Here is a 22,308-nt window from a genome sequence, read left to right on the forward strand (position 1 = left end):
GCCTCACAGCCCCAGGTCGTCGGCCAGCTGCTCGACTACGGTGCGGAAGTGCTCGTCGTGGTCGAGCACGGCGTTCGCGGTGTGCCCGAACAGCTCCAGCGAGACGTGCCCGAGCAGCGCCACCCACACGACCAGCGCCCGCGCGGTGTGGGCGTCGTCGAGCGGCGGGTCCACGAACGTGCTGATCCGGCGCACCGCCTCGCGCTCCGTCGCCGTCACCGGTGCCGTCGGCGCGCCGACCGGCCGCCCGTCGAGCTGCGCGTCCCGGACGGTGCCGAGCAGGACCAGCGCGACCCGCAGGTACGACGTCACGGTGTCCGGCGGGGCGGCGTACCCGGGCACGGGAGAGCCGTAGGCCAGGGCGTACTCGTGGGGGTGGTCGCGGGCCCAGTCGCGCAGCCCGTGGCAGGCGCCGAGGAACCGCTCGCGCACCCCGGAGCCGGACGCGGCGCCGTCCTCGACCGCTTGGCCGACGGCGTCGAAGGCCTGGACCAGGAGTGCGGTCAGCAGGGCGTCCCGGCTGGGGAAGTAGCGGTAGACCGCGGACGACGCGAGGCCCAGGTCGCGGGCGATCTGACGCACCGACAACGCTGCCGGACCCACCTCGGCCAGCTGCGCGGCGGCGCGGTCGAGGATCGCGCGGGTCAGCTCGGCACGGTTCTCGGCGCGGGTCGGCACGGGTGCAGTCTGCCACAACTGAGAGCGGTGCTCTTGTTTCCCAAGCGTGCCTGTCGTACGGTCGAGACAACAGAGAGCACCGCTCTCGTTCTTGGCGAGGAGACGTCGATGGGTGAGCGACACGTGGTGGTGGGAGCGGGTCCGGTCGGGCTTGGAGTGGCCAGGCTGTTGGCCGGACGCGGCGAGGACGTCGCGCTGGTCAGCCGTTCCGGCGCCGGGCCGGACGTGCCTGGGGCGCGGCGGGAGGCCGCGGACGCCGCGGATGGCGACCGCCTGGTCGCGCTGACGCGCGGGGCCGACGTGGTCTACAACTGCGTGAACCCTCCGTCCTACCCGATGTGGGCGACGTTCTGGCCGCCGGTGGCCGCCGCCTTCCTCCGCGCCGCGGAGGAGACGGGCGCGACGCTGGTGACCGCGGGCGCGCTCTACCCCTACGGACCGCTCGACCGGCCGATGGTCGAGGGGCTGCCGGACGCGGCGACGACGACGAAGGCACGGATCCGGGCCGGGATGTGGGCGGAGGCGAAGGCGCGTCACGAGGCCGGGCGGATCCGGGCGGTCGAGGTGCGCGGCTCGGACTACGTCGGGCCGGGCATCTCCACCACGACCGGGCACGTCGCCCGGGTGGCGCCGGCCGCGCTGGCCGGTCGCACGGCGTACGTCTTCGGCCGCACCGACCAGCCGCACTCCTTCACCGACGTCCGCGACGTGGCCCGCGCACTGGTCGCCGTGGCGGGGGAGCCGGACGCCTGGGGGCGGGTCTGGCACGCGCCGACCAACCCGGCCAGGACCCAGCGCGGGGTGCTCGAGGACGTCGCGGCGTCGGTCGGTCGCACGATCGGTGCCGTGCGCGCCGTGCCGCACGCGGTCCTCGCGGTCGGCGGCGTGCTCGTGCCGATGCTCCGCGAGCTCCGGGAGACCGAGTACCAGTTCGCCCGGCCCTACGTGCTCGACTCCTCGGCCATCCGCGAGCGGTTCGGGCTGTCCCCGACGCCGTGGGAGGAGGTCTGCCGGGCGACGGCCGAGAACGCCCTGGCCGCCTGACCTGACAGGCTGGCCCCGTGCGCGTGGGACTGACAGGGGGCATCGCCTCCGGCAAGAGCACGGTGGCGTCGATGCTGGTGGAGCTGGGCGCGGTCCTCATCGACGGGGACGCGCTGGCCCGCGAGGTGGTGGCGCGCGGTACGCCGGGACTGGCCCAGGTCGTCGCGGCGTTCGGCGAGGAGCTGCTCACGCCCGAGGGCGACCTCGACCGGCCCGCCCTCGGCCGGATCGTGTTCGCCGACGAGGCGGCCCGCAAGCGGCTCGAGGCGATCACGCACCCGCTGATCTTCGAGCGGTACGCCGAGCTCGAGGCCGCCGCCGGCCCCGACGACCTGGTCGTCCACGACATCCCCCTGCTGGCCGAGTCCGGTCGCGCCGACACCTTCGACGAGGTCCTCGTCGTCGACGTGCCCGTCGAGCTCCAGGTCGAGCGCATGGTCCGCGAGCGCGGGTGGACCCGCGAGGACGCCGAGGCCCGGATCGCCGCCCAGGCCTCGCGCGAGGACCGGCTGGCCATCGCGACGTACGTCATCGACAACACCGGCACGCTCGAGCAGCTCCGCGCCCGGGTGGAGGAGATCCACGCCGAGCTGACGGCCCGGTGAGCACGGCCGACGAGATCGAGGCGGCGGTCACGCGGGTGCTGACCGACTTCGGGTCCGTCGCGCAGGTCGCGTCCGCGGCGGACCGGTTGCGCGGTGGCCCGGGTGTGCCCCTGTCCCGCGCCGCCCTGGTCGTCTGGGTCGCCGACCAGCTCCAGAACGACGGGAACCTCTGGCTCCGCGGCGCCTGGGGTCGGCCGCTGCCCCCCTGTCCCGGACACCAACACCCCGCCAACGCCCGGGCGTTCGACGACGAGGCGTGGTGGGTCTGCCCCGAGGTCGGCGAGCCGGTCGGCCGCATCGGTGAGCTGGCCGGCTGACGACGCACGAGAGCCCCCGCCGAACGTGTCGGCGGGGGCTCTCGCTTCTCGTGGGACCGCTGAGTCTCGGGTCTCAGCGCTCCGTCTGGGTGGCGCCTGAGGTCGGGCTCAGGCGGCCAGGTCCGGGTCGGCGATGCGGCGCAGCTTCTGCAGCGCCTCCCGCTCGAGCTGGCGCACCCGCTCGGCGGAGATGCCGTGCTTGGCGCCGATGTCGGCCAGCTTGTGCTGCCGGCCGTCGACCAGCCCGTAGCGGCTGCGGATGATGTCCGCGGCGCGCTCGTCGAGGTGCTCGACCAGCATGTTCAGCCGGTCGCGGGCCTCGACGTCGAGGACCGTGAGGTCCGGGCCGGGGGAGGTCTCCTGCGCCATCAGGTCACCGAGCGAGGTGTCGCCGTCCTCGTCGACGGGGGAGTCCAGCGAGACGTGCTCGCGGCCCCACGCCATGAGGTCGAGGACCCGGTCGAGGTCCATGCCCAGCTCCGCGGCGATCTCCGCGGGCTCGGGCTCGCGGCCCAGCTGGCGCTCGAGCGTGCGCCGGGCGCCGCCGACCTGGTTGAGCTCCTCGACCACGTGCACGGGCAGCCGCACGACGCGCGCCTGCTGCGCGATGCCGCGGGTGATGGCCTGGCGCACCCACCAGGTGGCGTACGTCGAGAACTTGTAGCCCTTGGTGTAGTCGAACTTCTCGACCGCGCGGATCAGGCCGGTGTTGCCCTCTTGGATGAGGTCCAGCATCGGCATCTGTGCGCGGCCGTACTTGCGGGCGATGGAGACCACCAGCCGCAGGTTGGCGGTGATGAACGTGTCCACCGCCTTGCGCCCCTCCTCGGCCAGCCACTCGAGCTCTTCCTCGGTGGCCGACATCGGGGCCCCGCCCTTCTTGCGGCCCACCCGCCCCTCGCGGAGCAGGTGCTCGGCCATCAGGCCGGCCTCGATCGTCTTCGACAGCTCGACCTCGGCCGCCGCGTCGAGGAGGGCGTTGCGAGCGATCTCGTCGAGGTACAGGCCGACGCTGTCGCGGCCCTCGATCTCGCGAGTGGCACCGCTGGTGCGAGTCGCCATTTTTCCCTCCTAGGTACCGTGGGAGTTCGCAGCCGTCCCACGTTGGTCTCAACGCCCACGGTGTCCGTCGGATTCCCCGGCGAAACGTGGGCTCTTGCCCGTACAGACGAGCGAGTCACCCGCCTAGTTGCACGGGCGACGAACTCTCAGGGACTTCTCAGGGCACCTGGTCGCTCGTCCATCCGTACTTCGTCGCGGACCCCGTCTGCGGATGCCGACGGGCCGAACTCGTGCTCAGCCCGGCAGGGCCGCGAGTGCAGACCGAGCGATCGCCCGGACCTCGGGCGCGGCGCCGCCGTCGCGGGCGCAGCCGGACATGCCCCGCAGGACCGCCACGAGGTACGCCGCGAGCTCGTCGGTCCTGGTGCCCGCCGGGAGGTCGCCCTCGCTGACCCCCTGGTCCAGCCTGGCCTGCAGGCGCCGGCGCACCTCGTCGCGCTGGCCGGCCAGCCGCGGCTCGGTGAGCGCGAGGCAGCCGGGCGGCGTGGCGCGGTCGGTGTGCGCCCGGGCGGTGTCCTCCAGCACCCGCTGGACCGCCTCCCGGGTGGTCTGCAGGGCCAGGGCCCGGTCGAGCCCATCCAGCATCCGCTGGGCGTAGGCCTGCGAGGCCTCCTCGAAGAGAGCCTGCTTGTCGCCGAACGCGGCGTAGAGGCTGGGCGGGGAGATGCCCATCGCGGCCGTCAGGGTCGCGACCGAGCTCGCGTCGTACCCCTCACGCCAGAACTGCTCCACCGCGGCGGCCAGGGCCGTGTCCCTGTCGAAGCTCCGCGGTCGTCCGGCCATGGGTCCAGCATACCGTAGTGATCACTACGGAATGTGCTACGGTCGTCTCAATTCGTAACGATCACTACAGATTGAGGCACAGCATGCAGATCCAGGGTTCCGTCGCCCTCGTCACCGGGGCCAACCGGGGCATCGGCGCGGCGTTCGTCCGACTCCTGCAGGAGCGCGGCGCGGCCAAGGTGTACGCCGCCGCGCGGGACCCGCGCTCGGTGCGCGCGGAGGGCGTGGTCCCGGTGGCCCTCGACGTCACCGACCCGGCCCAGGTCGAGGCCGCGGTCGTGGCCGCCGGCGACGTGTCGCTGCTGGTCAACAACGCCGGCATCTCCACCGGGACCTCCCTGGTCACCGGGGACGAGGCGGCCATCCGGCGCGAGATGGAGACCAACTTCTACGGACCGCTGCGCACCACCCGGGCCTTCGCGCCGGCGCTGCGCGCGCACGGCGGCGGCGCGGTGGTCAACGTGCTCTCGGCCCTGTCGTGGTTCACGGTGCCGGGCGGCGGCGCGTACGCCGCGTCCAAGGCGGCGGCCTGGATGCTGACCGACGCCACGCGGCTCGAGCTGGCGGCCCAGGGCACGCACGTGGTCGGCGTGCACATGGGCCTGGTCGACACCGACATGGCCGCGGGCATGGACGTGCCCAAGCTCAGCCCCGCCGACCTGGCCGGTGCGGCCCTGGACGCGGTCGAGTCCGGGGCCGAGGAGGTCCTGGGCGACGACTGGGCGCGCTTCATCAAGTCCGGGCTCACCCTGGAGCCGCAGGAGCGCTACGGCCGGATCCTGGGCGCGCTCGGGGCCGCCTGACCCCGACGCTCAGCCCGGCTCGACCTCGGCCAGCCCCATCCGGTCGAGCGCCCAGGCCAACGAGAAGGCCCGGTCGTGCCAGGCCTTGTAGCGCCCGGACACCCCGCCGTGACCGGCCGACATCTCGGTGCGCAGCAGCACGTCGTCGCCGTTGAGTGCGGTGGCCCGCAGGCGGGCCACCCACTTGGCCGGCTCGACGTACAGCACGCGGGTGTCGTTGAGCGAGGTCTCGGCCAGGATCGGGGGGTAGGTCTGCGCCGTCACGTTGTCGTACGGCGCGTACGCCGCGATCGTGTCGTAGGCCTCCGGGTCGCCCTCCGGGTCGCCCCACTCGTCGTACTCGGTGACCGTCAGCGGCAGCGAGGAGTCGAGCATCGAGGTCAAGGTGTCCACGAACGGCACCCCGGCCAGGATCCCGCCGAACAGCTCGGGTGCCTGGTTGGCCACCGCGCCCATCAGCAGGCCACCGGCGCTGGCGCCCTCGGCGACGAGGGTCTCGGGCCGGGACCAGCCGGTCTCGACGAGGTGGCGGGCGCAGGCGACGAAGTCCGAGAACGTGTGCTGCTTGTGGGCGAGCTTGCCGTCGTCGTACCAGTGGCGGCCCATCTCGCCGCCGCCGCGCACGTGGGCGATGGCGAACGCCGCGCCGCGGTCCAGCATCGACAGGCGCGCGACCGAGAAGTAGGGGTCGATGGACATCTCGTAGGCGCCGTAGCCGTAGAGCAGGGTCGGCACCGGGCGGGTACCGCCGCCGTCGTCCTCGCGCGCGCCGCGACGGCACACGATCGAGATCGGGACCCGCGCGCCGTCCTCGGCGGTGGCCCACAGCCGGTGCTCCTCGTAGTCGGCCGGGTCGTAGCCGCCCAGGACCGGCGCCCGCTTGAGCAGGATGAGCTCGCGGCTGCGCACGTCGTAGTCGTAGACCGAGGACGGCACCGCCATCGTGGTGTAGCCGAGGCGGACCGTGGGCTGGGTGAAGTTCGGGTTGCCGCCGCTGCCGACGGTGTAGACCTCGTGGTCGAACTCCACGAGGTAGTCGTCGCCCACGCCGCTGTCGCCGAGCTGGAGGATCCGCAGCTGGGTGAGGCCCTGGCTGCGCTGGTGCACGACCAGGTGCCCGGCGAACGCGTCCACGTCCTCCAGCCGCACCGCAGGGTCGTGGGGGACCAGCGGGACCCAGTCCTCCGGGGCGGTCGGCTCGACCGGAGCGGTGCCGATCTCGAAGTCGGCGCCGGTGGCGTTGTGCAGGACCAGGAAGGTGTCCTGGCCGGCGATGACCGCGTGGTCGAGGGAGTACTCCAGGCCCTCGCGCCGCTCGGCGAAGACCCGGAAGCCGAGCTCAGGGGCCTGGGAGTCGAAGAAGCGGTACTCCGAGGTGGTCTTGGAGCCCGCGGCCACGATCACGAACCGCTGGCTGCGGCTGCGGCCCACGCCGACGAAGAACCGGCCGTCCTGCTCGTGGTGGACCAGCTCGTCGTCGGCCTGGTCGGTGCCGAGCCGGTGCCGCCAGACCTTGTCCGCACGCCAGGACTCGTCGACGGTGACGTAGTAGAGGTGCTCGCCGTCCGGGTCCCACGTGGCGCCGCCGATGGCGCCGGTGATCTCGTCGCCGCGGTGCTCGCGGCTGTCGATCTCGAGCACGCGGATCGTGTAGCGCTCGTCGCCGACCACGTCGGTGGCGTAGGCCAGGAGCGTGGCGTCGGGGCTGGTGCTGGAGCCGCCGAGGGAGAAGAACTCGTGGCCCTCGGCCAGGGCGTCGAGGTCGAGCAGCAGCTGCTCGCCGGGCAGGGCGGGCTGGTCCGGAGCGGTGTCCTCGGCGGGCTGGGGCGGCGTCCAGTCGTCGGGGCCGCGCACCGGGACGCGGCAGCTCGCGCCGTACTCGCGGCCCTCGAAGGAGCGGCCGTAGTACCAGAAGTCCCGGTTGCGGGTCGGCACCGACAGGTCGGTCTCGCGGGTGCGGGCCTTGATCTCGTCGAAGATCGCCTGGCGCAGCCCGGCCAGGTGCGCGGTCCGTTCCTGGGTGTAGGCGTTCTCGGCCTCGAGGTAGGCGGTGACCTCGGGCGCCTCCTTGTCGCGCAGCCAGTCGTACTCGTCGATGCGGGTCCGGCCGTGGTGCTCGGTGCTGACGGGGCGCTTCTCGGCGACGGGGGGCTGCACCCGGCGAACCTATCCGCCGTACCGTGAGCCGGTGCCGGGGCACCTGGACCACCGCCTGGATCTGAACGCGGACCTGGGCGAGGAGGTCACCGACGACGAGGCGCTGCTGGCCGTCGTGACCAGCGCCAACGTCGCCTGCGGCTACCACGCCGGCACCCCGGCGATCATGCGCGCGGTGTGCGAGCGGGCCGCCGAGCTCGGGGTCTCGGTCGGGGCCCAGGTGTCCTACGCCGACCGGGCCGGCTTCGGGCGGGTGGCCCGGGACGTGGCCCACGACGTGCTCCGCGAGCAGGTCGCCGACCAGGTCGGCACGCTGTCCTCGATCGCCGCCGCCGCGGGGACCGCGGTGCGCTACCTCAAGCCGCACGGCGCGCTCTACCACCGGGTGCTCGACGACGAGGAGCAGGCCGCGGCGGTGCTGGCCGGCTCCGGCGACCTGCCGGTGCTCGGGATGCCCGGGCGGCTGCTGGCCGGCGCGGCGGCGGCCGGGCGCGGGGTCTTCCACGAGGGGTTCCCCGACCGGGGCTACACCGCGTCGGGGCGGCTGGTGCCGCGGGGCGAGGACGGGGCGCTCCTCACCGGCACCGAGGACATAGCCGCCCAGGCGCTGCGGCTGGCCGCCGGCACCGACCCGGGGCTCGACTCGCTGTGCCTGCACGGGGACACCCCGGGCGCCGTCGCGCACGCCCACGCCGTACGGCGCGCGCTGGAGGACGCCGGGTGGGTGCTGGCCGGTCTGTGAGGTCGTCCAGCACCTCTCCACAGCCACGAATCGTCCACCGGTCGTCGTCCACAGCGGTGGAGGAAACCTGTGGAGGAAAGCTGTGGAGGAAGCACCGAAGTTGTGGACTCGGACCCTCCACCTGTGGAGCAGGTTGTGGGACCAGAAGTTTGTGAAAGTTTGTGCCCGCCACCCCTTGCGGCTCGCCCGGAGCGGGGCATAGAACTCTCTCACCGATCCACCGGCGGCCAGGCCGCAAGGCAGGGAAGCACGGAGATCGGGGATCGAGCAGGAGCAAGGATCCGCACCGCGAGGCGACTCGCGGCGTCGGCCCGGTGACGGGGTCCGACGGGGTCGGAGCGCCGGCACGATCGAGGGGGACGTCACCCAGCCTCCTCGACCCGAGGGCCACTTGCCGCTCATACCGTCGAGTGGCCCTCACCTACGCTTCCGTCGAGGACCGGCCCTGCCGGACCGCGACGGGGACCTGGAACCGCAGCCGGCTCGCCGGACGTGGCCCAGGGTCGGAGGTCGGGTGGCGCTCATACCGTCGCCCGCCCTCCACTCCGACCCAGCACCGGTTCGCCGGAGCGGGGTCGGGGCCGGACGAGAGCGGCGACCCACACCGCGAGGCGACTCGCGGCGTCGGCCCGGTGACGGGGACGGCGGGGACGCAGTGCGCGTGCGGTCGAGGTGGGCGTCACCGTTTCCGCCTCAAACCGAGGGCCCCTTCCGCTGCTCATACCAGCGGAAGGGGCCCTCACCTGTTCCTGCCCTCCCACTGTGACCGCCGCGCACGGACGCGGGCAAACCGAACGGGCCACGTGTGGCGCACATCTCGGTGAACGTCCGGGACAGACTGCTCGCATGACCACCCTCCCGACCGGGCCCGCGATCGGGGGTGGGGCCGAGGTCGAGTTGCGGCCCTGCGGCCGCGACGCGGTGCTGGCCGAGGTCGCCGACAGCGCCGCCGCGCGCTCGCTCGCCGCGCACGTGCGGGCCTCCGGCGTCGCAGTGACCGAGGTCGTCCCGGGCGCGCGGACCGTGCTCCTCGACGGCGTCGGCGACCGCGAGCGCCTCGACGGCGTGCTGCGGTCCTGGCGCCCGGACGTCGGCGAGATCGCGGGCGAGCTGGTCGAGGTGCCGGTGGTCTACGACGGCGCCGACCTGGCCGACGTTGCCGCGCGGTGGGGGACCGACGAGGAGGGCGTGGTGGCGCGGCACACGGCCACGGAGTTCGTCTCGGCCTTCTGCGGCTTCGCGCCGGGGTTCGCCTACCTCGCCGGCCTGCCCGAGGCGGACGCGGTGCCGCGGCTGGCGTCGCCCCGCCCCCGGGTCCCGGCCGGCGCCGTCGCCCTGGCGGGGACGTGGTGCGGTGTCTACCCCTCGGCGTCGCCCGGCGGCTGGCGGCTGCTCGGACGCACCGACCTCGTGCTCTGGGACCCCGATCGCGACCCGCCCGCGCTGCTGGCGCCGGGGACGCGGGTGCGGTTCCGGGCGGTGTGAGCCGTGGTCCTCACCGTCGTTCGGGCCGGGCCGCTCACCCTGGTCCAGGACCGCGGCCGCACCGGCCTCGCGCACCTGGGCGTGCCCCGGGCCGGCCCGCTGGACCGGCCCGCCGCGGAGCTGGCCAACCGGCTGGTGGGCAACGGCCCCGACGCGGCCCTGCTCGAGGTCACGGGCGGCGGGCTGGAGCTGGTCTCCGACGCCGGGGTCTGGGTGGCGGTGACCGGCGCGGAGGTCGAGGTCGACGTCGACGGCGCCGGTCGCGGGCTGCACCGGGCCGAGCGGCTGCCCGCCGGCTCGCTCCTGCGGTTGGGCGCCCCGGTGCGGGGGCTGCGGAGCTTCGTCGCGGTGGCCGGCGGCGTGGACGTCCCAGCGGTGCTCGGATCGCGCTCCACCGACACCCTGGCCTGGGTCGGGCCGCCGCGGGTCCTCGACGGCGCGACGCTGCCGGTCGGCGTACCGCAGGGGCCGCCGGAGGCGGTGGACGCGCCCCGGCTGCCGCGGCCGGGGCGGTTGCGGGTCCGGCCGGGCCCGCGGGCGGACTGGTTCGGGTCGGACGCGCTGAGGCGGCTGTGCCAGGCGGCGTACGTCGTCGGCGCCGACTCCAACCGGGTCGGGCTCCGGTTGGAGGGACCCGCGCTGGAGCGCGTGCGCACCGAGGAGCTGCCGAGCGAGGGCGTCGTGCTGGGTGCGGTCCAGGTGCCGCCGAACGGTCAGCCGGTGGTGTTCCTGGCCGACCACCCGCCGACGGGCGGCTACCCGGTGCTGGCCGTGGTGCACCCCGACGACCTGTGGCAGTGCGGTCAGGCGCGGCCGGGGGAGACGCTCCGGTTCGTCACAGGCGCCTGAGGAACTCCGCGGAGACCTCGACCGGCCGGAAGCCCATCGTGGTGTTGATGTCGACCATGTGGTCGTTGGTCTCGGCGTTCTGGGTCGTGACGAGGGTGAGGTCGTCGCGGAACCGCTGCGCCGCGCGCAGGTTGGTGGCCTTGGTGGCCAGGCCGAGGGCGTGGCCGCGGTGCTCGCGGTGGACGAAGGTGCCCCACTGGAAGACGGTGGTGTTGTCGCCGAGGGGGACGGCGAGGGTGGAGTGGGCGACGACCTGCCGGTCGGGCGTGAGCGCGACCGTCTCGTAGCGGGCCCGGCCCATGGCCCCCACCCCGTCGAGCATGGCGGCGAACCGCTCGGGCGTCATCACCTCCTCCTCGAAGTCGACCGCGCCGGTCGGAGCGTCGACGGCGAGCTGGCCCAGCAGCACGCAGAGCGACTCGATCAGGTCGGCGGGGACGTCGTGGGCGAAGGTCTCGAGCGTGTAGCCCTCGTGGCGGGGCGCCGACTGGTCGAGCCAGCCCTGGATCTGCTCGTCGGGGACGGGCAGGGCCAGGTGGCGGACCACCTCGTAGTTGGACAGCTCGAAGTCGCAGGCCTCGGCGAAGCGGCGGTGGGCGTGGTCCTCGCGGTCGGCGTAGGGCAGCTTGGCGTCGGCCAGCAGCAGGCTGCGTCCGTCGGCTCGGGCGACGTCGGCGAGGCGCTCGACCAGGGCCCGGCCGTGGCCGCGGCGGCGGGCGGGGACGTCGACGTCGATGCTGGCGAAGGCCTTGTCGGTGTTGTCGAGCAGGAAGGACCACAGGACCGCGAAGGCCACGAGGTCGCCGTCCTCTCGGCCCGCGAAGAGCTGCTGGCGCTCGCCCGGGTCCGGGGCGCGGAAGGCGCCGAGGAACTCCTCGAGGCTCCAGAACGGGATCCCCTCGCGACCGAGGGTCTCGGCGCGGCGGCTGAGCTCGTAGGCCTCGCGCATGAGCGCGTCGTCGGCGAGGTCGGCCTCGCTCAGCTCGGTGATGTCCACGGTCCGCCAGCGTAGGGAGGCGGAGTGCTGGGGGCGACCGGTTTACTCCTCGGGCGGCGCGCCGGCCTCGGCCTGCTCGGGACGCCAGTGGTGGAGGTGCGGGTCGTCGTCGGCGTACGAGCGGACCGGGCCGGCCGGGGTCTGAGCCGTCTCGAACCGCACCGTGACGACACCCCGTCCGGCACCCCAGACCCAGCCCCGCCCCATCTCGTCGTGGACCACGTCCATGCCCGGCGCCCACCCCGGCCGGTCGCGGCTGCGCACGATCTCCGGCTCCGGTGCCTCGGGCTCCTCCTCCTGCTCGGTCTCGCCGAACAGGTCCTCCTGGATCCAGTCGGCCAGGCCCGAGACGCCGACCCCGAGCAGCCGGACCCCGCCGGAGGTGTCGAGGTCGGCCAGCAGGCCGCGGGCGAGCCGGGCGATGGTCGCGCCGCTGTCGGTGGGGCTGGGCAGCGTGGTCGAGCGGTTGAGCGTGGTGAAGTCGTGCAGGCGCACCTTGATGGTGACCGTGCGCCCGGACAGGCCCTGCTTGCTCAACCGGGCCGCGACCTCGCGGGCCTGGCGGGTCAGCAGCTGCTCCATGAGTGCGCGGTCGGTCAGGTCGGTGTCGTAGGTGCCCTCGGAGCTGACCGACTTGGTCTCGCGCTCCGGCTCGACCGTGCGGTCGTCCTCCGCGCGGGCGAGGGCGAACAGGCCGCTGCCGTGGGCGTTGCCGACCAGGCGGACCAGCTCCTCGAGGCTCACCGCCTCGAGGTCGGCGACGGTGTGGATGCCCGCACGCCGCAGCCGCTCGACGGTGACCGGGCCGACGCCCGGGATGACGCTGACGTGCATCGGGCGCAGCAGCTCCTGCTCCGTCCCGGGCGCCACCACCACCAGGCCGTCGGGCTTGTCGAGGTCGCTGGCCACCTTGGCGATGAACTTCGAGGTGCCGATGCCGACGCTCGCGGTGAGGCCCTCGGTCTGGTCGCGCACCCTCTCGCGGAGCTCCTGGGCGAACGCGGTCACGGTCGGGACCTCGAGGTCGGGCAGGCCCGCGGCCTCGAGGTCGACGAACGCCTCGTCCAGGCTCAGCGGCTCCACCAGCGGGCTCGCGGCTCGGAGCAGGCCCATGACGATGGTGCTGGCGTCGCGGTAGGCGTGGAAGCGCCCGGTGAGGAACGCCGCGTGCGGGCACCGGCTGCGCGCCTCGCGGGTGGACATGGCCGAGCGGACGCCGTACTTGCGGGCCTCGTAGGACGCCGTGGCCACCACGCCGCGCCCGCCGACGCCGCCCACGACGACCGGCTTGCCCCGCAGCGAGGGCTTGTCGCGCTGCTCGACCGCGGCGAAGAACGCGTCCAGGTCCAGGTGGAGGACCGAGGCGTGGGCGCGCACGTCGCGCAACGTACCCGCGGGCACCGACCGTCCCCTCCGTCTCCACAACCGGCCCGCCCACGCGCCCTCTCCACAGGGCCTCCGCCTCGACCCCCGACCGTCGGTCGGCCGGGGCAGCGTCCTGGCCATGACCCGCCCGACCACCCTCACCGCCCGCTCGCCCGAGGACGTGCTGGCCGCCGTGCCCGTCGTCCTCGGCTTCGAGCCCCGCGACTCCGTCGTCATGCTCACCTTCGGCGGCCTCGAGGCCTTCCACGCCCGCGTCGACCTCCCCCCGCCCCACGCCGCCGACGAGGCTGTCGCGCTCCTGCTCGACCCCGCGCTGCGGCACCGTGTCGAGCGCGTGGTGTTCGTGGTCTACGCCGACGACGGGCCACCCGCCCGCACCGCGATCCGCCGCCTGCGCCGCTCGTTCACCGCCGCCGGCATCGACGTCGTCGAGGTGCTGCGCGCCGCCGACGGCCGGTGGTACGCCCCCGGCCGGCCCGGTGCCCCGCCCACGGGCGTGCCCTACGACGTCGGCGACCACCGCTTCCGCGCCCAGGCCGTCCTCGAGGGCATCGTCGTCCACGGCTCGCGCGCCGAGCTCGAGGCCGTCCTGCGACCCCGCCCCGAGGGCGTCGCCGCCGTCGCCGAGGCCGTCCGCCGCGCCTCACCCAGCCCACCCGACGAGATCGCCGACCTCGTCGACACCCGCCTCGACGCCGGCCGCCTGCCCGACCCCGAGCTCGCCCGCGTCCTGCTCGGCCTCACCGACCCCGCCGGCCGCGACGCCGCCTGGGCCGCCCTGTCCCGCGACGCCGCCCTGCGCCACGTCCGCCTCTGGAGCGACGCCGTCCAACGCGCCCCCGACGACCTCGTCGCCGCCCCCGCCGCCGTCCTCGCGCTCGCCGCCTGGCTGGCCGGCCACGGCGCCTTCGCCTGGTGCGCCGTCGACCGGGCCAGGGCCGCCGATCCCGACAACACCCTCGCCGCCCTGGTCGCGGACGTCCTCACCAACGCCGTCCCACCCTCGGCCTGGCAGGTCGCCTGACGGCGCCCTCCCAGACCTCGCGCGGCCCGACGTCCGCGAGGACGTCGGCGACCAGCGCGGGTCGGGCGTCGTCCGGATCGGCGGCCCGGGCCCGGTCGACCGCGCACCAGTAGAAGGCCCCGTGGCTGGCCAGCCGCGCGGCGAGCGCGAGGACGGCGGCCGCGCCGGCACCGCGAGGTGCGCCACGGGGTCGGTGGCGGCACGCCGAGGCATTGAGTGCGGCCCCGCCGCACAGCAGGACCGGCGAGACAGCAGGAACGGCACCAGCGGAGGTGGTGGCGGTGGGCGGGCCAGGGGAGAAGGGAGAGGACTGGGTGTCGCGGGGCCGCGACCGGTGGTGAGCGTGCTCGTGGTGACGTGAGGCCCCCGACACGACGCGGGGGACCCCGGTAGCGCGGCAGCGGGGGCGCGCGACCACCGGACGACGTGGGGCGGCCCGCGGCCCACGGCGTGGTGGGGCGCCCGGGGTGCGGCGGCGCGCGCGGGGGCGCCGCCGCGCCGCCGCGGTCGGCCGGCGCACGGTCGGGCGTCGCCGCGTCGCCGCGTCGCCGCGTCGCTGCGTCGCCGCGTCGCCGCGGTCGGCCGGCGCGAGGTCGGCCGGCGCGCGGCCGGGAGGGGCAGGTCGTGCGCGTCGGGGTACTGGCCAGCCGTGGACACCCGGACGGTCGGCGTCGAGGAGGAGCTCCTCGTGGTCGACCCGGCCACGCGGATCGTGACGTCGCGGGCGCGCCAGGTCCTCAAGACCGACGCCGAGCGCGGGACGCACAGCATCGACCAGGAGCTGTTCCGCCACATGGTCGAGCTGCGGACCGAGCCGACGGTCGAGATCGCCGAGATCGTCCGCCAGGTGGTGACGTCCCGCCGCGAGGCGCAGGAGGCAGCCAGTGCGCACGACCTCGCGGTGGCCGCGTGCGCCGCGGCGCCGACGGGGCTCGACCGGCTGGAGGTCACGCCGGACAGCCGGTACGCCGACATGATGGTCCGCTACGGCCACGTGGCGCGACTGGGCACGACGTGCGGGATGCACGTCCACGTGTGGATCGCCTCCGAGGAGGAGGGCGTGGCCTGCCTGGACCGGATCGCGCCGTGGCTGCCGGTGCTGCTGGCGGTGAGCGCGAACTCGCCGTACGCCGAGGGGTCGGACACCGGGTACGCCTCCTGGCGCACCCAGCAGTGGTCGACGTGGCCGAGCGCGGGGCCGACGGAGGCGTTCGGGAGCGTCGCGGGCTACCGGCGGGCGTGCGAGCGGATGATCGCGAGCGGGGCGGCGCGTGACACCGGGATGCTGTACTTCGACGCCCGCCTCTCCGAGCGCCACCCCACGCTCGAGGTGCGGATCCTGGACGTGGCCACCGACGTCGAGGACACCGGGCTGCTGGCCGCCCTGGTCCGGGGGCTGGTGGAGACGGCGGCGGAGGGCAGCGGCGAGGAGGCGAGCTGGCGGGCCGAGGAGCTGCGGGCCGCACGCTGGCGCGCGTCGCGCTACGGCCTGGCCGACGACCTGCTGGACCCGGTGACCCACGAGCTGCGCCCGGCCCGCGAGGTGCTGGAGCGGCTGGTCGAGCACGTGCGGACGAGGGTGGACAGGGCCGGCGACAGCGAGCGCGTCCGCAACGGCGTCGAGCGGGTGCTGAGCGGGACGGGCGCGACGCGGCAGCGGGCGGCGTACGAGCGGAGCGGTGCGGTAGAGGGGGTCGTGGACGACGTGGTGACCAGGACGCACGAGGCGTGGGCCTCCCCAGAGCCCGCCGGTCGGAACTAGGGTCCCGACATGGGGGAAGAGGTCGAGGCCCAGGAGTTCTCGCGCGCGGACCGGACGCGGTACCGCGAGAAGGTGCGGCGCAACCTCGACGTGTTCGCGCGCATGCTGCGCGAGGCGGCGTTCGACACCGACGACCCGATGACGGGGCTGGAGGTCGAGCTCAACCTCGTCGACGAGGCCGGCGACCCGGCCCTGAAGAACGCCGAGGCGCTCGAGGCCATCGCGGACGAGGCGTTCCAGACCGAGCTGGGTCTGTTCAACGTCGAGATCAACGTGCCGCCGGTCAAGCTGCGCGAGGGCGGGCTCGACACGTTCGAGGAGATGCTGCGCACCGACCTCAACGAGGCCGAGGCGAAGTCGTCGGCCGTCGGCGCGCACATGGTGATGATCGGGATCCTCCCCACCCTCGCCCCCGACCACATGACGGCGGGGAGCATCAGCGCCAACCCGCGCTACAAGCTGCTGGGCGAGCAGATCCTCGACGCCCGCGGCGAGGACATCGCCATCTCGATCGCCGGCCCGGGCAACCAGGACCGGCTCGAGACGACGACCGACTCGATCGTCCCGGAGGCGGCGTGCACCAGCACGCAGCTGCACGTGCAGACCTCTCCCGACACCTTCGCGGAGTACTGGAACGCCTCCCAGGTCATCTCCTCGGTCCAGCTAGCGCTGTGCGCCAACTCGCCGTACCTCCTCGGCCAGGAGCTCTGGCGCGAGACGCGGATCCCGCTCTTCGAGCAGTCCACCGACACCCGCTCGGAGGAGCTGAAGGCGCAGGGCGTACGACCCCGGGTGTGGTTCGGCGAGCGGTGGATCAACTCGGTCTTCGACCTGTTCGAGGAGAACGTCCGCTACTTCCCGGCCCTGCTCCCGGTCACCGACGACGAGGACCCGCTGGCGGTGCTCGAGGACGGCGGTGTGCCGACCCTGCCCGAGCTCAAGCTGCACAACGGGACGATCTACCGCTGGAACCGCCCGGTCTACGACATCGCCGGCGGCGTCCCGCACCTGCGCGTGGAGAACCGCGTCCTGGCCGCCGGCCCCACGGTCGCGGACACCGTGGCCAACGCCGCGTTCTACTTCGGGCTGGTCCGCGCGCTGGCCGAGAGCGAGCGGCCGCTGTGGTCGCAGATGTCGTTCAGCGCCGCGGAGGAGAACTTCCACGTCGCCGCCCAGCACGGCATCGACGCCCAGCTCTACTGGCCCGGCGTCGGCCAGGTCTCCGCCACCGAGCTCACCCTGCGCCGGCTGCTGCCGATGGCCCGCGAGGGCCTGGACGCGTGGGGCGTCGAGGGCGCGACCAGCGACCGCCTGCTCGGGATCATCGAGCAGCGCTGCCTGCTGCAGACCAACGGCGCCGAGTGGTTCGTACGCCGGATGCACGAGCGCGAGGCGGCCGGCGGGACCGAGCGGTTCGACGCGCTGCGCGCGACGCTGGGGGAGTACCGCGAGCGCATGCACACCAACGAGCCCGTCCACACCTGGGACTGACAGCTCACGGCCGCACCCGGGCCCACCGCTGCTCCAGCCCGCTGCGCGGGTCGCGCCACCCCTGCCGGGTCACGACCACGAAGGTCAGCTCCAGCCCGGCCTCGACGTACGCCGACCGTGCGGCGGACAGCCACACGCCGTCGACGTCCTGCGGTGCGAGGTCACCGGCCCGGGTGAGCCACACCAGCCGGGCCGCGTCCCGGGCGCGGACGCGCAGGGCGGCGACCACGTCGCACCGCAGCCCCGGGTCGAAGGGCTCCGCGCGGTCGAGGGGGACGCTCTGCACGGCACCGCCGGGCGTGCCGGTGTGCAACCACGGCGTCTGCACCCGCTGCCCGCGCACCGTCCGCACGTGCGTCCGCACGGCCTCGCGCAGCAGCGCCCGGGTCTCGCCCGGCAGCGGCTCGCGCAGTCCCTCCACCGCGACGACCCTGCCCGGGAAGCGAGCGACCGACGCCGGCTCTCCACAGGCCGCCGCGGCCCGGGTCCGCTAGCGTGCCCGAAGGGGTGAACGGGTACAGCCGCAGTCCACAGGAGGGAGAGACGATGCCGACGGTGGTCCTGGGCTACGTGCCCAAGCCGGAGGGCGAGGCCGCACTGGCCGCGTCCATCGCGGAGGCTCAGCTGCGCGGAGCCGATCTCGTGGTGGTCAACTCCCACCGCTCCCACCACGACGACGCGGGCGCCCACGGCCGGATCCAGGCCGAGCTCGAGGAGGTCCGCGCGCGGGTCGAGGCTGCCGGCGTCCAGGTCGACCTGCGCCACCCGGAGACCGGCTTCGACGCCGCCGAGGACCTGCTGGCCATCGCCGACGAGGTCGCCTGCGAGCTCATCGTGATCGGCCTGCGCCGCCGTACGCCGGTCGGCAAGCTCATCCTGGGCAGCAACGCCCAGCGCATCCTGCTCGACGCCTCCTGCCCGGTGCTGGCCGTCAAGTCCGACTGAGGACTGGGCGAGGCGCGTGCGCCAGGATGGCCCCATGGCCATCCACATCACCGGTGACGACGCCGCCGACCAGGTGCTCACCGACAGCCCGTTCGCGCTCCTCGTCGGGATGATGCTCGACCAGCAGTACCCCATGGAGCACGCGTTCCGGGGGCCGCACAAGGTGCTCACCCGCTTCGGCACCGTCGAGCCCAAGGCGATCGCCGAGGCCGACCCCGAGGAGTTCGCGGCGATGGCCACGACACCGCCGGCCATCCACCGCTACGGCCGGTCGATGGCCGCGCGCCTCCAGGAGCTGGCCCGCCTCGTCGAGGACCAGTACGCCGGTCACACCGAACGGCTCTGGACCGAGGCCGAGACCGGCGTGGACCTGCTCGCACGCATCCAGGCGCTGCCCGGCTTCGGGCGGCAGAAGGCCCAGATCTTCGTGGCACTGCTGGCCAAGCAGCTCGACGTACGACCCGAGGGCTGGGAGCAGGCGGCCGGTGCGTACGCCGAGGACGGGTTCCGCTCGGTCGCCGACGTCACCGACCCGAGCAGCCTGCAGAAGGTGCGCGACCACAAGAAGGCCGTGAAGGCGAAGGCCAAGGCCGGGGCCGAGGCCGGCTGAGCGGTCGTCGGGGCGCGCAGTAGGTTGGCCGGGTGCGCGCGACGCTGATGCTGGCCGACCACGCGGTGGTCGCCGACGGGAAGCTCTACATCAACGGCGGCGGCTGGAGCGTCACCGGCCCCGACCCGGTGCCGTCGGCGATCGCGGTCAAGGTCGACGTGCCGTGGGACCAGACCAACCGCACGATGTCGCTGCGGCTGCTGCTCATCGGCCAGGACGGCGACCCCGTGCTGCTGCCCGGTCCCGAGGGACCGACGACGGTGCAGATCGAGGGCGAGGCCGAGGTCGGGCGCCCGGCCGGGCTGGTGCCCGGCGCCGACGTGGACTTCCCGCTCGCCTTCCAGATCGGGCCGCTGCCGCTCACGCCGGGCCAGCGCTACCAGTGGGTCCTCGAGATCGACGGCGAGACCCGCGACGACTGGCGGCTGACGTTCACCACCCGCGCCGCCGAGCCGGAGGGCCCGGCGACGTACGTCGTCGACCCCTGAGCCGACACCGGTCGACGTACGTCGTCGACCCCTGAGCCGACACCGGTCGACGTACGTCGTCGACCCCTGAGCCGACACCGGTCGACGTACGTCGTCGACCCCTGAGCCGACACCGGTCGACGTACGTCGTCGACCCCTGAGCCGACACCGGTCGACGTACGTCGTCGACCCCTGAGCCGACACCGGTCGACGTACGTCGTCGACCCCTGAGCCGACACCGGTCGACGGCCCGGGGACCCGCTGGGTGGGACCGGCTGCGCGCCGATGCGGGTGCGCCCTTGGGTGCGTGGCAGAATGACAGAGCGGCTCTTGACGACAGCGGGTCGTGCCGCGCCCAGAACTCGCTCGCCCCCCGGCCTCCGGTCCTACGATTGAAGAGGTGTTCGTGTCCTCGAAGCAGCACATGGTCCCCGAGCAAGTGCTCACCCACCCCGCCGTCGTCGCGCTGGTCGAGCAGGGCTCCCGGGGCAGTCTGACGCCGGAGGACGTGCGCCGTGCGAGTGAGGTCGCGCAGGTCGAGCCACGCCACCTCAAGGGGCTGCTGGCGCACCTGACGACGCTCGGCATCACCGTGCACATCGACGTGAGCGGCGCCCGCGTGGCCGCCGCGACGACGACCAAGAAGACCGCGACCGCGCCCGCCAAGAAGGCGGCCCCGGCCGCCAAGAAGGCCGCGCCGGCGAAGAAGGCCGCGCCCGCCGCCAAGAAGGCCGCGCCCGCCGACGGCGCCACCGTCGAGGTCCAGGTCGACGAGGCCCAGGCCGAGGTGGGTCCCGACGGCAAGAAGGTCCTCCCGGACCTGCCGGACGAGCAGTTCGAGAAGGACGTCAAGGCCGACCCCTCCATCGAGGAGGACGAGAAGGAGGCGTCGTTCGTCGTCTCCGACGCCGACGACACCGGCGAGCCCGAGCAGCAGGTCATGGTGGCCGGTGCGACGGCCGACCCGGTCAAGGACTACCTCAAGCAGATCGGCAAGGTCCCCCCTGCTCAACGCCGAGATGGAGGTCGAGCTCGCCAAGCGGATCGAGGCTGGCCTGTTCTCGGAGGAGAAGCTGGCCAAGGGCGGCAAGCTCAAGCCCGCGCTCCTCGAGGAGCTCGAGTGGATCTCCGAGGACGGCCGCCGCGCCAAGAACCACCTGCTCGAGGCCAACCTGCGCCTCGTCGTCTCGCTGGCCAAGCGCTACACCGGCCGCGGCATGCTCTTCCTCGACCTGATCCAGGAGGGCAACCTCGGTCTGATCCGCGCGGTCGAGAAGTTCGACTACACCAAGGGCTACAAGTTCTCGACGTACGCCACCTGGTGGATCCGTCAGGCCATCACCCGCGCCATGGCCGACCAGGCCCGCACCATCCGCATCCCGGTGCACATGGTCGAGGTCATCAACAAGCTGGCCCGCGTCCAGCGCCAGATGCTCCAGGACCTGGGCCGCGAGCCCACCCCGGAGGAGTTGGCCAAGGAGCTCGACATGACCCCCGAGAAGGTCATCGAGGTCCAGAAGTACGGCCGCGAGCCCATCTCGCTGCACACTCCGCTCGGCGAGGACGGCGACTCCGAGTTCGGCGACCTGATCGAGGACTCCGAGGCCATCGTCCCGGCCGACGCGGTCAGCTTCACCCTCCTGCAGGAGCAGCTGCACGCCGTCCTCGACACGCTCTCCGAGCGCGAGGCCGGCGTGGTGAGCATGCGCTTCGGTCTCACCGACGGCCAGCCCAAGACCCTGGACGAGATCGGGAAGGTCTACGGCGTCACGCGCGAGCGGATCCGCCAGATCGAGTCCAAGACCATGTCCAAGCTGCGTCACCCGAGCCGTTCGCAGGTCCTGCGCGACTACCTCGACTGAGGCTGGGGCGGACTTCCGGTACGCCGCGCCGTGGCCAAGCAGGGGGCGACGGTCCTGAGGGTCACGTTGAGCAGTGGCGCCGTCGTCGAGATCCCACACGCCAGCCGGGGTCGAGCGCCGGCGGAGCGCACCGGCGGATGGGGGCGCACGCCGTTCATCTCCTTCGCGGAGCGGTCCGAGGAGGACCTCGGCTTCCGTGTCGTGAACGGTGCGCTCATCGTCGATGATCGCGGGGTCGACGTGGAGTGCTTCGCGCCGGGAGCGTGGACGCGGGTGACGAGGGCCCAGGTCGAGTCCGACGACGGGCGCGCCTGACCCCTGACCGGGTGGCGAGGTCGGGCCTCACCGTTGTGCGGCTACGTCGAGCGGGTCCGCCTCGAGCTCTCCTCGTGGTGCTCCGCGTCCCTGAACCGCTGCTCGGCCGCCTCGGGGGAGTCGCCGACCGCGTCGGCGACCTCCGCCCAGCTCGCGCCCTCGGACCGCGCCCGGCCGACCGCCTCGTGCAGGCTGTGCTCGGCCTCGCCGACGGCGGCCACGGCGTACCTCACGTGCACCAGCCGCCTGCGTTTCTCGTCCGTCTCTGCCTTGGTCACGTCGTGCTCCCTCCGGCCCAGCGCCCGAGCGTGGGGTCCTGCCAGGGTCAACGGCCGGAGCTGGAACGTGTTATCGCGACATGGCTCACACACAGGTCCAGACCGGCCTGACGCCTGCCGCGAGCGGGGCCTGTAACGCTCCGCCACCCGGGCGACAGACAGGGAGTGCACCGATCCCTCGGAGAAGGAGCACGCATGAACGCCATCCGCACGTACGCCGCCGCCGGTGTCGCGGCCCTCGCCCTGGGCACCCTCGGGTCCCTCGCGCCGGCCGACGCCGCCTCGCACGCGACCTCCGGGAAGCCCGACAAGACGCCGTGCGCCCAGGAGCAGAAGCAGGTCGACAAGGCCGAGGACGCCCTCGCCCGGGTGACCGAGGTCTTCGCCCACCAGAAGAGCAAGGTGGAGAAGCTCCAGGACCGGCTCACCGACGCCACCACCGACGAGGAGAAGGCGCGCCTCCAGACCCGGCTCGACAAGGCCCTGGCCACGAAGCAGCACGCCAAGAAGGACAAGGCGGCCCAGCGTCAGCGCCTGGCCCAGGCCGAGCAGCGCCTGGCCGACTGCCAGGCGGAGCAGCAGCCTGCCTGACCCGCGCGCCGGCCTCCGGGCCGGCCGTCGGCACCACGGGCCGGCGCCGCCGCCA

General features: G+C 73.9%; 23 protein-coding genes and 1 pseudogene. 16 read left to right on the forward strand and 8 right to left on the reverse strand.

The window, feature by feature from the left end; translation table 11 throughout:
- Positions 1–3: 3 nt before the first annotated feature.
- Entirely contained in the window at positions 4–678 is a 675-nt protein-coding gene (locus G5V58_RS07600; protein ID WP_165230617.1) for a TetR/AcrR family transcriptional regulator, read from the reverse strand.
- Positions 679–786: 108 nt separating this feature from the next.
- Between G5V58_RS07600 and G5V58_RS07605 the strand changes: the two genes are divergently transcribed.
- From G5V58_RS07605 to G5V58_RS07615, 3 genes are read left to right on the forward strand one after another with little or no spacing between them, the layout of a single operon-like run.
- Entirely contained in the window at positions 787–1,722 is a 936-nt protein-coding gene (locus G5V58_RS07605; RefSeq protein ID WP_165230620.1) for an NAD-dependent epimerase/dehydratase family protein, read from the forward strand.
- Positions 1,723–1,739: 17 nt separating this feature from the next.
- Positions 1,740–2,327 (forward strand): dephospho-CoA kinase, encoded by a 588-nt coding sequence (gene coaE, locus G5V58_RS07610; RefSeq protein ID WP_165230623.1) that lies wholly within the window; start codon positions 1,740–1,742, stop codon positions 2,325–2,327.
- The gene (locus G5V58_RS07615; RefSeq protein ID WP_165230626.1) at positions 2,324–2,644 is read left to right on the forward strand and encodes a hypothetical protein; all 321 of its coding nucleotides are present in this window, start codon (positions 2,324–2,326) and stop codon (positions 2,642–2,644) included. The genes coaE and G5V58_RS07615 overlap by 4 nt, the downstream gene beginning before the upstream one ends.
- Positions 2,645–2,752: 108 nt before the next feature.
- Here G5V58_RS07615 and G5V58_RS07620 read toward each other — a convergent pair whose 3' ends face one another.
- Together G5V58_RS07620 and G5V58_RS07625 are read right to left on the reverse strand one after the other, a co-directional pair.
- Positions 2,753–3,706 carry a sigma-70 family RNA polymerase sigma factor gene (locus G5V58_RS07620; protein WP_165230629.1) on the reverse strand — a complete coding sequence of 318 codons (954 nt, stop codon included), beginning with the start codon at positions 3,704–3,706 and terminating at the stop codon, positions 2,753–2,755.
- A 234-nt stretch (positions 3,707–3,940) separates the two neighbouring features.
- On the reverse strand, positions 3,941–4,489 hold the full coding sequence (locus tag G5V58_RS07625; protein WP_165230632.1) for a TetR/AcrR family transcriptional regulator: 549 nt from the start codon (positions 4,487–4,489) through the stop codon (positions 3,941–3,943).
- An 83-nt stretch (positions 4,490–4,572) separates the two neighbouring features.
- Here G5V58_RS07625 and G5V58_RS07630 point away from each other — a divergent pair, with 83 nt between their 5' ends.
- Positions 4,573–5,292 (forward strand): SDR family oxidoreductase, encoded by a 720-nt coding sequence (locus G5V58_RS07630; RefSeq protein WP_165230635.1) that lies wholly within the window; start codon positions 4,573–4,575, stop codon positions 5,290–5,292.
- 9 nt (positions 5,293–5,301) lie between these two features.
- Here G5V58_RS07630 and G5V58_RS07635 read toward each other — a convergent pair whose 3' ends face one another.
- Positions 5,302–7,449: a S9 family peptidase gene (locus G5V58_RS07635; protein WP_165230638.1), complete on the reverse strand. Its 2,148-nt coding sequence runs from the start codon at positions 7,447–7,449 to the stop codon at positions 5,302–5,304.
- Between the two features lie 31 nt (positions 7,450–7,480).
- On the opposite strand from G5V58_RS07635, the gene G5V58_RS07640 reads away from it, so the two are divergent.
- The 3 genes from G5V58_RS07640 to G5V58_RS07650 all read left to right on the forward strand — a co-directional run bounded on the left by G5V58_RS07640 (position 7,481) and on the right by G5V58_RS07650 (position 10,525).
- Complete coding sequence (locus G5V58_RS07640; protein WP_230487161.1) at positions 7,481–8,191, forward strand: 5-oxoprolinase subunit PxpA; 711 nt, start codon at positions 7,481–7,483, stop codon at positions 8,189–8,191.
- An 846-nt stretch (positions 8,192–9,037) separates the two neighbouring features.
- On the forward strand, positions 9,038–9,676 hold the full coding sequence (locus G5V58_RS07645) for a 5-oxoprolinase subunit B family protein (protein WP_165230644.1): 639 nt from the start codon (positions 9,038–9,040) through the stop codon (positions 9,674–9,676).
- A 3-nt stretch (positions 9,677–9,679) separates the two neighbouring features.
- Positions 9,680–10,525, forward strand: a complete 846-nt coding sequence (locus G5V58_RS07650) for a 5-oxoprolinase subunit C family protein (RefSeq protein WP_165230646.1) — start codon at positions 9,680–9,682, stop codon at positions 10,523–10,525.
- Here G5V58_RS07650 and G5V58_RS07655 read toward each other — a convergent pair.
- Positions 10,512–11,522, reverse strand: coding sequence for a GNAT family N-acetyltransferase (locus G5V58_RS07655; protein ID WP_165230649.1), 1,011 nt, complete (start codon positions 11,520–11,522; stop codon positions 10,512–10,514). The two genes, G5V58_RS07650 and G5V58_RS07655, sit on opposite strands and share 14 nt — an antisense overlap.
- 42 nt (positions 11,523–11,564) lie before the next feature.
- Positions 11,565–12,899, reverse strand: a complete 1,335-nt coding sequence (locus G5V58_RS07660) for a DNA polymerase IV (RefSeq protein WP_165230652.1) — start codon at positions 12,897–12,899, stop codon at positions 11,565–11,567.
- Between the two features lie 127 nt (positions 12,900–13,026).
- On the opposite strand from G5V58_RS07660, the gene G5V58_RS07665 reads away from it, so the two are divergent.
- The 3 genes from G5V58_RS07665 to G5V58_RS07675 all read left to right on the forward strand — a co-directional run bounded on the left by G5V58_RS07665 (position 13,027) and on the right by G5V58_RS07675 (position 17,185).
- The gene (locus tag G5V58_RS07665; protein ID WP_165230655.1) at positions 13,027–13,932 is read left to right on the forward strand and encodes a DUF4192 domain-containing protein; all 906 of its coding nucleotides are present in this window, start codon (positions 13,027–13,029) and stop codon (positions 13,930–13,932) included.
- 649 nt (positions 13,933–14,581) lie between these two features.
- Positions 14,582–15,694: a carboxylate-amine ligase gene (locus G5V58_RS07670; RefSeq protein ID WP_165230658.1), complete on the forward strand. Its 1,113-nt coding sequence runs from the start codon at positions 14,582–14,584 to the stop codon at positions 15,692–15,694.
- A gap of 9 nt (positions 15,695–15,703) precedes the next feature.
- Entirely contained in the window at positions 15,704–17,185 is a 1,482-nt protein-coding gene (locus tag G5V58_RS07675) for a glutamate--cysteine ligase family protein (protein ID WP_165230661.1), read from the forward strand.
- Positions 17,186–17,189: 4 nt separating this feature from the next.
- Here G5V58_RS07675 and G5V58_RS07680 read toward each other — a convergent pair whose 3' ends face one another.
- Positions 17,190–17,606: a hypothetical protein gene (locus tag G5V58_RS07680; protein ID WP_165230664.1), complete on the reverse strand. Its 417-nt coding sequence runs from the start codon at positions 17,604–17,606 to the stop codon at positions 17,190–17,192.
- 125 nt (positions 17,607–17,731) lie between these two features.
- Here G5V58_RS07680 and G5V58_RS07685 point away from each other — a divergent pair, with 125 nt between their 5' ends.
- The 5 genes and pseudogenes from G5V58_RS07685 to G5V58_RS07705 all read left to right on the forward strand — a co-directional run bounded on the left by G5V58_RS07685 (position 17,732) and on the right by G5V58_RS07705 (position 21,384).
- Positions 17,732–18,130, forward strand: coding sequence for a universal stress protein (locus G5V58_RS07685; RefSeq protein WP_165230667.1), 399 nt, complete (start codon positions 17,732–17,734; stop codon positions 18,128–18,130).
- 34 nt (positions 18,131–18,164) lie between these two features.
- Entirely contained in the window at positions 18,165–18,740 is a 576-nt protein-coding gene (locus G5V58_RS07690; RefSeq protein WP_165230670.1) for an HhH-GPD-type base excision DNA repair protein, read from the forward strand.
- 32 nt (positions 18,741–18,772) lie between these two features.
- Positions 18,773–19,228: a DUF6941 family protein gene (locus G5V58_RS07695; RefSeq protein WP_165230673.1), complete on the forward strand. Its 456-nt coding sequence runs from the start codon at positions 18,773–18,775 to the stop codon at positions 19,226–19,228.
- Between the two features lie 379 nt (positions 19,229–19,607).
- A pseudogene (locus G5V58_RS07700) lies at positions 19,608–21,069 on the forward strand (RNA polymerase sigma factor).
- Positions 21,070–21,135: 66 nt separating this feature from the next.
- Complete coding sequence (locus G5V58_RS07705; protein WP_165230676.1) at positions 21,136–21,384, forward strand: hypothetical protein; 249 nt, start codon at positions 21,136–21,138, stop codon at positions 21,382–21,384.
- Positions 21,385–21,425: 41 nt separating this feature from the next.
- Here G5V58_RS07705 and G5V58_RS07710 read toward each other — a convergent pair whose 3' ends face one another.
- Complete coding sequence (locus G5V58_RS07710) at positions 21,426–21,662, reverse strand: hypothetical protein (protein ID WP_165230679.1); 237 nt, start codon at positions 21,660–21,662, stop codon at positions 21,426–21,428.
- Between the two features lie 195 nt (positions 21,663–21,857).
- Here G5V58_RS07710 and G5V58_RS07715 point away from each other — a divergent pair, with 195 nt between their 5' ends.
- Entirely contained in the window at positions 21,858–22,253 is a 396-nt protein-coding gene (locus G5V58_RS07715) for a hypothetical protein (RefSeq protein WP_165230682.1), read from the forward strand.
- Positions 22,254–22,308 lie beyond the last annotated feature (55 nt).

Origin of the sequence: Nocardioides anomalus, assembly GCF_011046535.1 — a bacterium.
Taxonomy (GTDB): domain Bacteria; phylum Actinomycetota; class Actinomycetes; order Propionibacteriales; family Nocardioidaceae; genus Nocardioides; species Nocardioides anomalus.

Excerpts from the sequence above, each read along its gene's own strand:
- G5V58_RS07715 (WP_165230682.1), top strand. The coding sequence starts at position 21,858 with ATGAACGCCATCCGCACGTACGCCGCCGCCGGTGTCGCGGCCCTCGCC.
- G5V58_RS07675 (WP_165230661.1), top strand. The coding sequence starts at position 15,704 with ATGGGGGAAGAGGTCGAGGCCCAGGAGTTCTCGCGCGCGGACCGGACG.
- G5V58_RS07645 (WP_165230644.1), top strand. The coding sequence starts at position 9,038 with ATGACCACCCTCCCGACCGGGCCCGCGATCGGGGGTGGGGCCGAGGTC.
- G5V58_RS07605 (WP_165230620.1), top strand. The coding sequence starts at position 787 with ATGGGTGAGCGACACGTGGTGGTGGGAGCGGGTCCGGTCGGGCTTGGA.
- G5V58_RS07685 (WP_165230667.1), top strand. The coding sequence starts at position 17,732 with ATGCCGACGGTGGTCCTGGGCTACGTGCCCAAGCCGGAGGGCGAGGCC.
- G5V58_RS07620 (WP_165230629.1), bottom strand. The coding sequence starts at position 3,706 with ATGGCGACTCGCACCAGCGGTGCCACTCGCGAGATCGAGGGCCGCGAC.
- G5V58_RS07690 (WP_165230670.1), top strand. The coding sequence starts at position 18,165 with ATGGCCATCCACATCACCGGTGACGACGCCGCCGACCAGGTGCTCACC.
- G5V58_RS07630 (WP_165230635.1), top strand. The coding sequence starts at position 4,573 with ATGCAGATCCAGGGTTCCGTCGCCCTCGTCACCGGGGCCAACCGGGGC.
- G5V58_RS07625 (WP_165230632.1), bottom strand. The coding sequence starts at position 4,489 with ATGGCCGGACGACCGCGGAGCTTCGACAGGGACACGGCCCTGGCCGCC.
- G5V58_RS07665 (WP_165230655.1), top strand. The coding sequence starts at position 13,027 with ATGACCCGCCCGACCACCCTCACCGCCCGCTCGCCCGAGGACGTGCTG.